The organism is Pseudomonas sp. 10(2024) (assembly GCF_045164175.1).
In the GTDB taxonomy this organism is placed as follows: Bacteria; Pseudomonadota; Gammaproteobacteria; order Pseudomonadales; family Pseudomonadaceae; genus Aquipseudomonas; species Aquipseudomonas alloputida.
In genome coordinates, this window is sequence record NZ_CP174006.1 from 1,341,186 (window position 1) to 1,354,840 (window position 13,655).

General features: G+C 61.5%; 10 protein-coding genes. All 10 read right to left on the reverse strand.

The genetic code is table 11. The features are described from left to right. Positions 1–16: 16 nt before the first annotated feature. Positions 17–940, reverse strand: coding sequence for an EamA family transporter (locus ACI7M0_RS06040; protein WP_129933788.1), 924 nt, complete (start codon positions 938–940; stop codon positions 17–19). Between the two features lie 68 nt (positions 941–1,008). Further along, entirely contained in the window at positions 1,009–2,289 is a 1,281-nt protein-coding gene (locus tag ACI7M0_RS06045; RefSeq protein WP_020192662.1) for a TRAP transporter large permease, read from the reverse strand. Continuing rightward, on the reverse strand, positions 2,290–2,817 hold the full coding sequence (locus ACI7M0_RS06050; RefSeq protein WP_104960950.1) for a TRAP transporter small permease: 528 nt from the start codon (positions 2,815–2,817) through the stop codon (positions 2,290–2,292). Between the two features lie 65 nt (positions 2,818–2,882). Beyond that, positions 2,883–3,854, reverse strand: coding sequence for a TRAP transporter substrate-binding protein (locus ACI7M0_RS06055; protein ID WP_010952323.1), 972 nt, complete (start codon positions 3,852–3,854; stop codon positions 2,883–2,885). 64 nt (positions 3,855–3,918) lie between these two features. After that, on the reverse strand, positions 3,919–4,800 hold the full coding sequence (locus ACI7M0_RS06060) for an SMP-30/gluconolactonase/LRE family protein (RefSeq protein ID WP_129933787.1): 882 nt from the start codon (positions 4,798–4,800) through the stop codon (positions 3,919–3,921). Between the two features lie 22 nt (positions 4,801–4,822). Then, positions 4,823–5,629, reverse strand: a complete 807-nt coding sequence (locus ACI7M0_RS06065) for an NAD(P)-dependent oxidoreductase (RefSeq protein WP_129933786.1) — start codon at positions 5,627–5,629, stop codon at positions 4,823–4,825. 685 nt (positions 5,630–6,314) lie between these two features. Next, positions 6,315–7,553 (reverse strand): OprD family porin, encoded by a 1,239-nt coding sequence (locus tag ACI7M0_RS06070; RefSeq protein WP_129933986.1) that lies wholly within the window; start codon positions 7,551–7,553, stop codon positions 6,315–6,317. A 764-nt stretch (positions 7,554–8,317) separates the two neighbouring features. Next, on the reverse strand, positions 8,318–9,568 hold the full coding sequence (locus ACI7M0_RS06075; RefSeq protein WP_003254823.1) for a ribonucleotide-diphosphate reductase subunit beta: 1,251 nt from the start codon (positions 9,566–9,568) through the stop codon (positions 8,318–8,320). A gap of 440 nt (positions 9,569–10,008) precedes the next feature. After that, positions 10,009–10,140 (reverse strand): hypothetical protein, encoded by a 132-nt coding sequence (locus ACI7M0_RS06080; protein ID WP_003254821.1) that lies wholly within the window; start codon positions 10,138–10,140, stop codon positions 10,009–10,011. Between the two features lie 138 nt (positions 10,141–10,278). Further along, positions 10,279–13,158 carry a ribonucleoside-diphosphate reductase subunit alpha gene (locus ACI7M0_RS06085; protein ID WP_020191859.1) on the reverse strand — a complete coding sequence of 960 codons (2,880 nt, stop codon included), beginning with the start codon at positions 13,156–13,158 and terminating at the stop codon, positions 10,279–10,281. Between the last annotated feature and the right edge of the window lie 497 nt (positions 13,159–13,655).

Below are 13,655 nucleotides of genomic sequence, written 5' to 3' on the forward strand. Positions count from 1 at the left end.
CTTTATGGAAGATCAATCAATTGGCCCGGCGGTAGGTGAGCAGCACGATGCCACACACCACCACCGCAGCGCCGACCAGTTGCACAGGGCTCAGGTGCTGGTCGAGCAAGGCCCAACCCAGCAACAACGTGGCGATGGGTTCAACGTTCATTACGGGTGCGTTCTGCGCCATGTTCAGGCGAGGGACACAGACGAACAGCAAGCTGAAGGCCAGGCCATACAGCATCACCAGGCTGGCCAGGGCCGCCCAGCCACTGCTGCTGCCCGGCAGTGACAAACCGGATGGCATCACGCCGCTTGCGCCTGCAACCAGCATGCTGGAGAAAACGATCAGCAAGGTCAGCAGGCTGCGTACAGGGCCGCGCACGGCAGCCAGTTTGTGGTCGGTGATCCACAAGGCACAGGCAAAGGCACAGGCCGCGCCGAAAGCCAGGCTCACCCCTATTGCCCAGTGCGGGTTGGCCGCAGAGCTGTCGGCCAGGCGTGCCGGCACATCCAGCGCCAGTACCAGGCCGCACAGAATCAGGCCCATGAACAACACCGTGCGGCCGGTGGGGCGTGCACCGCCCAGTGCCCAGGTGAGCAGCGCCAGTAGCATCGGGAACGTGTTGCCCACCAGCAGCGCCAGGGCTACCGGAATGCGTGCTACCGCCGAGTACAGGCACAGGCTCTGGGTGGCGATCAGCAGGCCAAGCAACAGTTGCCAGTGCCGGGTACCGGCGGGCAGGCCCAGGGCCTGGCGTTGCCACAGCAGCAGGCAGGCAAGCACCAGCAAGGTGATGCCTGAGCGGCAGAGAATGGCCAGCAGCACGCCGGTGCCGTCGTCGAATGCAATGCGAGCGGCGATGTGATTGCCGGCGAACGAACAGGCCAGCAGGGCCAGCAAGGCGATTGCCAGTTTGCGTGGGAATAGAGGTGCAGCCGAGGAGGGGACAGCCATGTGCAGGATCCGTTTGCAGGTAGGGTCAAGGGGGCTGCCTGGCACCCCCCTCGCAGCCCCGATTTTATTTACAGCACCACACTGGGCAGCCACAGCGAGATGGCCGGAATGTAGGTTACCGCCATCAGGACCATGAACAGCGCCAGGTAGAACGGCAGCATCGCCTTCACCGTCGACTCGATGCTCACCTTGCCGATGGCCGAGCCGACGAACAGCACGGCGCCCACCGGTGGTGTGATCAGCCCGATCCCCAGGTTCACCAGCATGATCATGCCAAAGTGCACCGGGTCCACGCCGATACCGGTGATGACCGGCAACAGGATCGGCGTAAGGATCAGGATCAGCGGCGCCATGTCCATCACCGTGCCCAGCAGCAACAGCATGAAGTTGATGCACATCAGCACCACATAGCGGTTGTCCGAGAGGGTCAGGAACGCCGTGGTGATCTTCGACGGAATCTGCATCAGCGTCATCACGTAACCAAAACTGGCAGCAAAGCCGATGAGGATCATCACGATCGAGATGGTCCGTACCGTGCGGTGCATCAGCTTGGGCAGGTCGCGCCATTTGTAGTCGCGGTAGATGAACATGGTCACGAAGAACGACCACACCACCGCCACTGCTGCCGATTCGGTCGCGGTGAACATGCCCGACAGAATACCGCCCAGAATGATCACCATGGCCATCAGGCCCCACAGCGCTTCACCGGCAATCTTCAGCGCCTGGCGCATCGGAATCACCTCACCCTTGGGGTAGTTGCGCTTCCTGGCAAAGATCAGGCACAGGCCCATCATCACGGCGCTCAGCAGCAACCCGGGCATCACACCTGCGATGAACAGCGAGCCAATGGAAACCGTACCGCCCGCCGCCAACGAGTACAGCACCGAGTTGTGGCTGGGCGGCGTCAGCAGCGCCTGTACCGAGCCGCTGACGGTGACGGCGGTGGAGAACTCGCGCGGGTAGCCCTTGCGCTCCATTTCCGGGATAAGCACCGAGCCCACCGATGCGGTGTCCGCCACCGACGAGCCGGAAATCGCGCCGAAGAAGGTCGAGGCCATGATGTTGACCAGCGACAGCCCGCCACGCACGAAGCCCACCAGTACCCCGGCAAACGCCACCAGCCGCCGCGACATACCGCCTTCGGCCATGATCGCGCCGGCCAGCACGAAGAACGGAATCGCCAGCAGCGAGAATTTGTTAACCCCACTGGCCACCTGGATCATCATCGCCTGCAGCGGGATGTCGATCCACCAGGCGCCAATCAACGCCGACAGCCCCAGGGCGTAGGCCACTGGCATGCCCAGCAGAATAAGCGCAATGAAGCTGCCCAACAGAATGAACGCATCCATTTATGCCGCTCCTTCGTTTTCTTCCAGGTGGTCGAAGCGCATGACATTGCGGTGGCTCTGATCGCCCAGCAGGAGCCTTTCCAGCACAAAGACCAGGGTCAGCACGCCACCGATCGGGATCGGCGCATAGGTCATGCCCACCCGCACACCCGGCAGTGACGCCAGAAACTGGTTCCAGGTGGTGATGCACAGCTTCGTGCCGTAGTAGGTCATGAACACGCACACCAGAATCATCAGTACTTGCACCAGTAGCGCGGCCAGGCTGCGCTGCAGCGGTGGCAGGCGGTCGGTGATCATCGTCACCGCCATGTGTGCCCCGGCCCGGTAGCTTGCGGCGGCACCGACGAAGGTGAACACCACCATCAGCAGGATCGCCACCGGCTCCGGCCAGCTGGCGCCGGTGCCGAGCACGTAGCGGGCAAAAATGCCCCACGGAATGATCAGCGACATGGTCAGGATCGACAGGCCGGCAACCCAGGTGCAGGTGCAGTACAGCGTGTCATTCACACGCAGGAACAGGTTTTTCATGGGCATCACCAAAGCGGCAGTGCGACGGGCGCCGCGCTGCCGAGGTCGTTCAGGAAGGGGCGCGGTTACTGGACAGCGTCGATACGCTTCATCAAGTCGGCGTACTGCGCGCCGTATTTTTCGCGTACCGAAGCGGTGGCGTCGTAGAACGGCTTCTTGTCGACGGTAATGAACTCGACACCGGCGGCCTTGAGCTTCTCTTCGCTGGCGGCGGACTTGGCGTCCCACAGCGCGCGCTCTTCCATCTGTGCTTCACGCGCAACCTTCTTCACCAGCGCCTGCTGCTCGGGGCTGAGCTTGTTCCAGGTGGTCTTGGACATCACTACCGGCTCCGGGAGGATCAGGTGACCCGTGAGTGTGTAGTACTTGGCGCTCTGGAAGTGGTTGTGCTCAAGCAGCGTGGGCGGGTTGTTCTCGGCGCCATCGATCACGCCAGTCTGCAGGGCGCTGAAGATTTCCCCGGTGTCCATGGCGATGCCGTTGCCGCCCATGGCGTTCATCATGTCGATGAACAGCGGGTTGCCTTGTACGCGAATCTTCATGCCCTTGAGGTCTTCCAGGCTGCGCACCGGCTTTTTCGTGTAGATGCTGCGCGAGCCGCCGTCCATCCAGGCCAGGGCCACCAGGTTGAAATCGGAATTGGTGATCTTGTCGAGGATTTCCTGGCCGATCTCGCCGTCGATGATCTTGCGCATGTGATCATGGTCGCGGAACACGAACGGCATGTTGAATACGTTCACATCCGGCACCACCGGGCCGACGATCCCCAAGCTGACACGGGTCATTTGCACGGCACCGATCTGTGCCTGTTCGATCACTTCCTTCTCAGAACCCAGAACGCCGCCGGCGAACATCTTGAAGGTGATTTCGCCATTGCTGGCGTCTTCCAGCTTTTTACCCATGTTCTGTTCGGCGACCACGGTCGGGTACCCGGCCGGGTGAATCTCGGCGAACTTGATGTCCAGTGCCGAGGCGGGCATGGCCACGCTGAAGGCGAACGGGAGTACGGCAAGAAGCAGCTTGCGTTTGAACGTCATGATGAAACTCCGTGGTTTTTATTATCTGGTTTCGTGGGTGCAAGTGTGGGTGTGGCACGGCGCGTCAGCCCCGGTAGGCAGGTTCCTCCAGGCCCTTGGTGCCAGGGTCGAGGGCAAATACCCCGCCAGCCAGGGGCTGGTCGCTGAGGTCGATGCCCGTGGGGCGGATCGAGGTGACGTACAGAATGTCCAGGCTGGCGCCGCCAAAGGCGCACATTGCCGGCTTTTTCACCGGCACGCTGAGTGATCGGTCGAGGCGACCTTCGGGGGTAAAACGGTGGATCTGCCCGGCGTCGTTGCCGCAGATCCAGTAGCAGCCGTCCTGGTCGATGGCGGCGCCATCCGGGCGGCCGGGGTAATTGCGCATGTCGACGAACAGCTGCTTGCCGTGCGGTGTGCCGCTGTCGGTGTCGTAGTCGAAAGCCCATACCTTCTGTACGTTCGGGTGCGAGTCGGACAGGTACATGCGCTTGCCGTCGGGGCTGAACGCCAGGCCGTTGGGCACGATCATGCCGTCCTGCTGCAGGTGCAGGTGGCCTTCGCCGTCATGCCGGTACAGCGCGCCCACGCGGGCACCTTGCTGCATGTCCAGCAGCATGGTCCCGGCCCAGAAGCGGCCCTGACGGTCGCAGCGGCCATCGTTGAAGCGCATGCCGGCCTGGGCGTGCTGCACGTTGCTGAGCAGTCGGCTGTCCAGGCTGCCGTCCGCCTTGGCCTGGAGCTGGAAGATGCCGCTTTCCATGCCCGCAACCCAGTCCTGACCGCTGCGGGCGATGCAGGCCAGCATCTCGTCGCCCTGCCAGCACTGGTGTTTGCCATCTGCCGCTTGCCAGCGATGTAATTGGCGAGCGGGAATGTCTACCCAGTACAAGGCCTGTTCACCGGGGTGCCACACAGGGCTTTCGCCGGTACCGTTACGGGCGTCGACGATCAGTTCGCAGTTCATGGCCGTGCCTCCTGGCGTGGGGTCAGTTGAACGGGCCGGCCACGGCGAAAGCGCCGCCCTGGTAGACCATGCTCGGGTCATCGGCGGCGGGTGCCGGTTGTGCCTCCACGGCTGCGCGGAAGGCTTCCGAGCTGTCCTTGGGCACATAGCCCAGGTGCGCGGCATGGCGGTTGTCCCACCACACGGTGCGATTGTCGGAGGCGCCGTAGACGATGGTGTGGCCAACCCCGGGGGTGAACAGCCCGCGTTCGATCAACTGCACCAGGTCGTCGTAACTGAGCCAGGTGCAGAGCATGCGCAGGTTTTGTGGCTGCGGGAACGACGAGCCGATGCGAATGCTGACGGTCTCGATGCCGTAGCGGTCAAAGTAGAAGCTGGCCACATCTTCGCCGTAGCACTTGGACAGCCCGTAATAGCTGTCGGGACGGCGCGGCGCGTGAGCGTCGATGCGCTCATCCTGGCGATAGAAACCGATGGTGTGGTTGGAGCTGGCGAAGATGATGCGCTTGACCCCGTGCTTGCGCGCTGCCTCGTACACGTGGAACACGCCGCAGATATTGGGGCCGAGAATCTCTTCGAAGGCGTGTTCGGTAGAAACCCCGCCAAAGTGGATGATGGCGTCTACGCCCTCGACCAGGGCATGCACCGCAGCCTTGTCGGCCAGGTCACAGGTAATGACTTCTTCATGCGGGCCCGCGGCCGGGGCCATGGGGCTGATGTCAGACAGGCGCAGGACCTCGGCGTAGCCTTGCAGGCGTTCGCGAAGGACCTTGCCCAGGCCGCCTGCGGCTCCGGTGAGCAGCAGGCGATTGAAGGGGGTAGTGGTCATGGCCGGCTCTTGTTGTTAGTTGTTGTAGGTTGTCGTATGACTTGGGTGATTATTGGCGGTGGTTCTGTGTGTTGTCAATGAGGCTTGGGCGGCTTTTGCCGGCCTTTTCGCGGGTAAGAAATGCGAAAGGCCTGCGCGACCGCCCGTAGGAGCGGGTTTACCCGCGAAGAGGCCGGCCCCTGCTGGCCAATCTCCACCCGTCGTTCACCGTCTCCGCCACCACCGCATTCGCGGGTAAACCCGCTCCTACACACATCGGTGGTTGGGCACGGGCCGCCGTAGGAGCGGGTTTACCCGCGAAAGGGCCGGCCCTGCTGGCCAATCCCCACCCGCCATTCACCGTCGCAGCCACCACCGTATTCGCGGGTAAACCCGCTCCTACACCTGATCAATGGTGGACACACATCGGAGGTTGGACTGAGGCCGCCGTAGGAGCGGGTTTACCCGCGAAAGGGCCGGCCCTGCTGGCCAATCCCCACCCGCCATTCACCGTCGCAGCCACCACCGTATTCGCGGGTAAACCCGCTCCTACACCTGATCAATGGTGGACACACATCGGAGGTTGGACTGAGGCCGCTGTAGGAGCGGGTTCACCCGCGAAAGGGCCGGCCCTGCTGGCCAATCTCCACCCGCTGTTCACCGTCGCCACCGCCACCGTATTCCCGGGTAAACCCGCAGATCTTGATCAGAGCAACGACAGCGGATAGTTGAAGATCAACCGGTTCTCATCGAACTCGTTATTGCTGTAATCCCGGCGAATCGACGAGTTACGCCATTTCACGCTCAAATCCTTGAACGCCCCGCTCTGGATCACGTACGCAAGCTCCGTTTCACGCACCCACTCCTTGCCATCGGTCACGCCCCCGCTGTGCACATCGCGCCCGCTGATGTAGCGGTTCATCAGGGTCAACCCCGGTACCCCGACGGTGACGAAGTTGAAGTCATGGCGCACCTGCCACGAACGCTCGTTGGCATTGTCGAAGCTGGAGTTGTAACTGTCGTTGGCCAAGGTTCCGCCACTGGTGCCGTTCACCCGCATCCAGGTATCACCATCGACTTTTTGCAGCCCCACCCAGAAGGTGCTGCCGCCGTACTTGGCCGAGAACATCCCCGAGTAGGTCTTGTTGTCCAGCTGCCCGGCGCGTTCGGAGCCGTCCTCGTCGCCATGGAAGTAGCCCAGGTTCGCACCCAGGGTCCAGTCACCCACCGGCTGGCTGTGGCTCAGTTGCAGGTATTGCTGCTGGTACACGTCCTTCAGCACCGCATTCCACAGCCCCACCAGCGTGCGGTCCTGGTTGAACTTGTACTCGCCGCCGACGAAGTTGAAACGGTCCGACACGCCGCCGCCGTAGCTCATGTCTTCCATGCTCGCGTCGTTACGCGGGCTGTTGCCGCGGAACTGGCCGCCGTACAGGGTCAGCCCGGCGATTTCATTGGAGGTAACCTGCCCGCCACGGAATGTTTGCGGCAACGAACGCCCGTCGTCCGAACGTAGAATCGGCAGCACCGGCATCCATTCACCGATCTTCAGTTCGGTCTTGGATATACGCGCCTTGCCCGCCACCGCCAGGCGCCCGTAATCGTCGGCTGGCCGGCCATCGTCATGGCGAGGCAGCAACGCCGTGCCATAGGTACCGCCACCGCCGTCGAGCTTGACCGACCACAGCCCCAGCACATCCACGCCGAAGCCGATTGGCCCTTCTGTGAACCCCGAGCGGGCGTCGAGGATGAAGCTTTGCGTCCACTCCTCGGCCGTGCTTTGCGGGTTGCTGGGGTTGGTGAAGTTTCGGTTGATGTAGAAGTTGCGCAGCCCGAGGGTGGCCTTGCCGTCCTCGACAAATCCCGCGGCCAGGCTGGTGCCCGGCAGGCTGGCGATAACCCCGGCGCCAAGCAGGGCGAAGGGCAGGGTGTGGCAGATTTTCATTATTGTTGTGCTCCCTAAGGGTGTGGCAGCCCGTCCACCGGGCACGCGCAAGCGGCCTGCGGCAGGGGCGGGTAGATAACGGGCCGGTCAGGGCCAGGGGTGAATGCGCGGTAACCGGGCGCTACGTACTGGCAGGTATACGCGAGCTGGCTGGGGGAAGAGGGGTATGCAACAGACGTAGGTGTAGGGGGATGGATGTCGACATGAGTTCGTCCACTGATTGTTGTTTTTGTTATGCGTTGTCGTACAACTGTGGGCGATTATTAGCAAGGGGGAGGAGGGCTGTCAACGGCTGATCGCAGAGCAAATAAGGTACTAGACGCCAAAAACTGAGCGGCAGAGGCTCTACCCTGAACGCGCTGCAGACATACTACAACTGCCATGCACCATGCCACGCACGTACGCGACCTATTGGTAGGAGCGGGCTTGCCCGCGAGCACGGGTAAAGCCCGTGCCATCCACCCCATTGGCTGCCTCGCACCGCAAACCGGGGACAGGGTTACAAATGAAATCGAAACAGCGGTGGCCCTATACCCGAGCCTGCGCTATCTTCAGATCTGGCCTCGCCCTTGACCACTTAGACTGGCATGTCCAGTCCCGGCATCCTTGCTGGTGCCGTACCCCTCCTGTCGGCAGGGGCGAGGCCTCTTCATTTGAAGGGAATGGCGCTGTGGTCACTTTTCGTAACTGACGTCAGGACCCTTGGGGAAAATCATAAAAAAAGGCTGCCAATCGGCAGCCTTCTCGATAATCAGCCCGGACAATCAGTCCCAGCTCAACGCACCACCCGTCTGATACTCAATCACACGCGTCTCAAAGAAGTTCTTCTCTTTCTTCAAGTCCATGATCTCGCTCATCCATGGGAACGGGTTGGTAGTCCCTGGGTACTCTTCTTTCAAACCAATCTGGGTCAAACGACGGTTGGCAATGAACTTGAGGTAATCCTCCATCATCGCTGCGTTCATGCCCAATACGCCGCGTGGCATGGTGTCTCGGGCGTATTCGATCTCCAGCTGGGTCCCTTGCAGGATCATCTGGGTCGCTTCTTCCTTCATCGCCGCATCCCACAGGTGCGGGTTTTCGATCTTGATCTGGTTGATCACGTCGATACCGAAGTTCAGGTGCATCGACTCGTCACGCAGGATGTACTGGAACTGCTCGGCCACGCCGGTCATCTTGTTGCGGCGGCCCATGGACAGGATCTGGGTGAAGCCGCAGTAGAAGAAGATGCCTTCCAGGACGCAGTAGTAGGCGATCAGGTTGCGCAGCAGCTCTTTGTCGGTTTCGACGGTGCCGGTGTTGAATTCCGGGTCGGAGATGGCGCGGGTGTACTTCAGGCCCCAGGCGGCTTTTTTAGCGACCGACGGGATCTCGTGGTACATGTTGAAGATCTCGCCTTCATCCATGCCCAGCGACTCGATGCAGTACTGGTAGGCGTGGGTGTGGATCGCCTCTTCGAAAGCCTGGCGCAGGATGTACTGGCGGCACTCCGGGTTGGTGATCAGGCGGTACACGGCCAGGGCTAGGTTGTTGGCAACCAGCGAGTCGGCGGTGGAGAAGAAGCCGAGGTTGCGCATGACGATGCGGCGCTCGTCTTCGGTCAGGCCGTCCTGGCTCTTCCACAGGGCGATGTCGGCGGTCATGTTGACCTCTTGCGGCATCCAGTGGTTGGCGCAGCCGTCCAGGTACTTCTGCCAGGCCCAGTCGTACTTGAACGGTACCAGCTGGTTGAGGTCGGCGCGGCAGTTGATCATGCGCTTTTCATCTACTGCAACGCGGGCCGAGGAGCCTTCCAGCTCGGCCAGGCCTTCGGCAACGTCGAGGGCGTCGAGGGCAGCCTTGGCACGTTTGACGGCTTCGGAGTCAGAAGCGGTGGCCGCACGGGCCTCCAGGGCGGCGGCACCACCGGCGCTGTCGAGCTTGTCGAGGGTGGCGGCGGCAGCGGCCTGCGCAGGGGTGTTGCCTTTGGCGGCTACTTCGCCGTCTTCTTTGTCGAATTCGTCCCAGCTCAGCATGGTTTGGCTCCTGCTTGAGGGTCGCCCAGAGGCAACCGGTTGGATTTTAAGAATGTGATGCCTGACGCAAGGCCGTAATGGCGAATGGGCAGCTCGAGAGGCTGACTCTCGTTTACATCTGAATGTGTTCTGGCTTGTACCTGGCCAGGCCTCTGGGAGGGGCCAGGACAATTGAATAGGTGCTCTTTTCAGAGGGCGCAAAGTATACCGGAATTCACCTTCGATCGGGGCGCGTGTCTTGCCGGCGAGGGTAACTTTTTTGACCGGTTTGGCGTGCGTCCGTTCACGAAACGGGTGGCTTCTTCTACGGGGGGAGAGTGTAGCGCCAACCTATATGTTGTGCCAGTTTAAATTTTAAGGCACATCATATGGTGTTTCTGAGGGCTGTATTGGCGGAATCGGCCTCACCGAGGGCTAGCCGGCGATGAGGCCAGCCACCACTAGCTACGGTGGGTATACAGCGTTTCGACGATGTGTGTCTTGGGGTGCTTGCGTGCCTGTTCCACTGAGGTGAAACGGCCGGTTTCGGCGTTGCGACCAATCTTGCGAGATGCCAGTTTTTTCCGCGCCATGGGCTTACATCCTTTTTGAGAGGTCCTGTTCTTTTACCGAGCTGCGTGAACAGTGGGCAAAGGGCAAGGTTTCTCTGAGGCGCGGATACAAAAATGCCGCGCGGGGCACCCGTAGGTACCGCGCACGGCATTCAGGCCTTACTGGCAGGCTTCGCAGTCAGGCTCGTCGATCGCGCAGGCCTTCGGCACTGGCGCTGGGCCGGCTGCCTGGACCGGGGCGCTGTCGCCACCGCTGGAAACGGCGTTGAGCTTGCCGGTGTTGATGGTCGACTTCTCGGTGCTGGTGGCGGCCAGGGCACGGAGGTAGTAGGTGGTTTTCAGGCCACGGTACCAGGCCATGCGGTAGGTCACGTCCAGCTTCTTGCCCGATGCACCAGCGATGTACAGGTTCAGCGATTGCGCCTGGTCGATCCACTTCTGGCGACGGGAAGCAGCATCGACAATCCACTTGGTCTCGACTTCGAACGCAGTGGCGTACAGGTCTTTCAGCTCTTGCGGGATACGCTCGATCTGCTGTACCGAACCGTCGTAGTACTTCAGGTCGTTGATCATGACCGAGTCCCACAGGTCGCGGGCCTTGAGGTCGCGAACCAGGTACGGGTTGATCACGGTGAATTCGCCCGACAGGTTCGATTTCACGTACAGGTTCTGGTAGGTAGGCTCGATCGACTGCGACACGCCAGTGATGTTGGCGATGGTCGCGGTTGGCGCGATGGCCATGATGTTCGAGTTACGAATACCTTTCTGTACGCGGGCACGTACCGGCGCCCAGTCCAGGGTTTCTTCCAGGTTGACGTCGATGTACTTCTGGCCACGGGCCTCGATCAGGATCTGTTGCGAATCCAGCGGCAGAATGCCCTTGGACCACAGCGAACCCTGGAAGGTCTCGTAGGCGCCGCGTTCATCAGCCAGGTCGCAAGAAGCCTGGATGGCGTAGTAGCTGACCGCTTCCATCGACTTGTCGGCAAACTCGACGGCAGCATCGGAGCCGTAAGGAATGTGCTGCAGGTACAGCGCATCCTGGAAGCCCATGATGCCCAGGCCGACCGGACGGTGCTTGAAGTTCGAGTTACGCGCTTGCGGCACCGAGTAGTAGTTGATGTCGATCACGTTGTCGAGCATGCGCACAGCGGTGTTCACGGTGCGTTGCAACTTGGTGGTGTCCAGCTTGCCGTCGACGATGTGGTTCGGCAGGTTGATCGAGCCCAGGTTGCAGACCGCGATCTCGTCCTTGTTGGTGTTCAGGGTGATTTCGGTGCACAGGTTCGAGCTGTGGACCACGCCCACGTGCTGCTGCGGCGAACGCAGGTTGCACGGGTCCTTGAAGGTCAGCCATGGGTGGCCGGTCTCGAACAGCATCGACAGCATCTTGCGCCACAGGTCTTTGGCCTGGACGGTCTTGAACACCTTGATCTTGTTGTACTCGGTCAGGGCTTCGTAGTACTCGTAGCGCTCTTCGAAGGCCTTGCCGGTCAGGTCGTGCAGGTCTGGCACTTCCGAAGGCGAGAACAGGGTCCACTTGCCGTCATCGAAGACACGCTTCATGAACAGGTCAGGGATCCAGTTGGCGGTGTTCATGTCGTGGGTACGACGGCGGTCATCACCGGTGTTCTTGCGCAGCTCGATGAACTCTTCGATGTCCAGGTGCCAGGTTTCCAGGTAGGCACACACGGCGCCTTTGCGCTTGCCACCCTGGTTGACCGCAACGGCGGTGTCGTTGACCACTTTCAGGAACGGTACGACGCCCTGCGACTTGCCGTTGGTGCCCTTGATGTACGAGCCCAGTGCGCGCACAGGGGTCCAGTCGTTGCCCAGGCCACCGGCGAATTTCGACAGCATGGCGTTGTCGTGGATCGCGTGGTAGATGCCCGACAGGTCGTCCGGCACGGTGGTCAGGTAGCAGCTGGACAGCTGCGGGCGCAGGGTGCCGGCGTTGAACAGGGTCGGGGTCGAGGCCATGTAGTCGAACGACGACAACAGGTTGTAGAACTCGATCGCACGGGCTTCCTTGTCTTTTTCTTCCAGCGCCAGGCCCATGGCCACACGCATGAAGAACACCTGCGGCAGCTCGAAGCGCACGCCATCCTTGTGGATGAAGTAGCGGTCGTACAGGGTCTGCAGGCCCAGGTAGGTGAACTGCTGGTCGCGCTCGTGGTTGATCGCCTTGCCCAGTTTTTCCAGGTCGAAGTCGGCCAGGGCCGGGTTCAGCAGCTCGAACTCGATACCTTTGGCGACGTAGGCCGGCAGGGCCTTGGCGTAAAGGTCAGCCATCTCGTGGTGGGTGGCGCTGTCGGCTACATTCAGGAAGCCCAGGCCTTCGGCGCGCAGGGTGTCCATCAGCAGGCGGGCGGTAACGAACGAGTAGTTCGGCTCGCGCTCCACCAGGGTACGGGCGGTCATCACCAGGGCGGTGTTGACGTCCTTGATGGCCACGCCGTCGTACAGGTTCTTCAGGGTTTCGCGCTGGATCAGGTCGCCATCGACTTCGGCCAGGCCTTCGCAGGCTTCGCTGATGATGGTGTTCAGGCGGGCCATGTCGAGCGGCGCCAGGCTGCCGTCAGCCAGGGTGATGCGGATGCTCGGGTGCGGCTCGACCACGGCGTCGGTGTTGGCGCGGGTGGCGCGCTCCTTGGCGCGCTGGTCACGGTAGATCACGTAGTCGCGGGCGACTTTCTGCTCGCCGGCGCGCATCAGGGCCAGTTCGACCTGGTCCTGGATTTCTTCGATGTGGATGGTGCCACCCGATGGCATGCGACGCTTGAACGTGGCGGTAACCTGCTCGGTCAGGCGCGCGACGGTGTCGTGGATGCGCGACGAAGCGGCGGCGGTACCGCCTTCAACTGCGAGGAACGCCTTGGTGATGGCCACGGTGATCTTGTCGTCTGTGTAAGGGACGACAGTGCCGTTGCGCTTGATCACACGCAGTTGGCCAGGGGCGGTGGCGGCCAGATCCGGGTTGGAATCGGCGGCCTGCGGCACCTTGGCCTGCGGGTTCTCGCGAGTTGTGTCGGTTTGCATGGGTGGGTGTCTCCACAATTTCTATATTGTTCAGGCGCCCTAAGGGCGCCCACCGTTCCGTCCACTTGCTCGATGGCCTCGCGGGGATGCGTAATGCATGCGCATCCGCCCGCGCGGGCGTACCGACTTCGGGACAGACTCAGGAATAAGGGGCAATGGCTTGCCGCTCCCTGGCCGAAGTCAAAGGTTCTGGGCGGGGCCCAAAATCTGTTGCTGATGGATGCCAGGCCTGGCCTGCAACACCCATGCCCGAACAAGGCCCTGGAAGGGCTTGCCTCGGTCGCCTCCGCAGGAGCGGTTTGGCTGCTGAAATCACTTCAAGTTCCGCCCGGAAAATCGCTTGATCTTGCGGGTTGACTTTTGTGTGTGATTTTGCACGAACCCCTATATCTAGTGGTTCGCTGCGATCGGGATACAAGATAATGCGGTATTGGGGGCTTTGCAAGGCAATCGCCTGTGGATAACGTGTGCGTACTTTGTGAGTGAATGGTGGGTAT

Coding starts and splice junctions, on each gene's coding strand:
- ACI7M0_RS06040 (WP_129933788.1), bottom strand. CDS start 940: ATGGCTGTCCCCTCCTCGGCTGCACCTCTATTCCCACGCAAACTGGCA.
- ACI7M0_RS06045 (WP_020192662.1), bottom strand. CDS start 2,289: ATGGATGCGTTCATTCTGTTGGGCAGCTTCATTGCGCTTATTCTGCTG.
- ACI7M0_RS06050 (WP_104960950.1), bottom strand. CDS start 2,817: ATGAAAAACCTGTTCCTGCGTGTGAATGACACGCTGTACTGCACCTGC.
- ACI7M0_RS06055 (WP_010952323.1), bottom strand. CDS start 3,854: ATGACGTTCAAACGCAAGCTGCTTCTTGCCGTACTCCCGTTCGCCTTC.
- ACI7M0_RS06060 (WP_129933787.1), bottom strand. CDS start 4,800: ATGAACTGCGAACTGATCGTCGACGCCCGTAACGGTACCGGCGAAAGC.
- ACI7M0_RS06065 (WP_129933786.1), bottom strand. CDS start 5,629: ATGACCACTACCCCCTTCAATCGCCTGCTGCTCACCGGAGCCGCAGGC.
- ACI7M0_RS06070 (WP_129933986.1), bottom strand. CDS start 7,553: ATGAAAATCTGCCACACCCTGCCCTTCGCCCTGCTTGGCGCCGGGGTT.
- ACI7M0_RS06075 (WP_003254823.1), bottom strand. CDS start 9,568: ATGCTGAGCTGGGACGAATTCGACAAAGAAGACGGCGAAGTAGCCGCC.
- ACI7M0_RS06080 (WP_003254821.1), bottom strand. CDS start 10,140: ATGGCGCGGAAAAAACTGGCATCTCGCAAGATTGGTCGCAACGCCGAA.
- ACI7M0_RS06085 (WP_020191859.1), bottom strand. CDS start 13,158: ATGCAAACCGACACAACTCGCGAGAACCCGCAGGCCAAGGTGCCGCAG.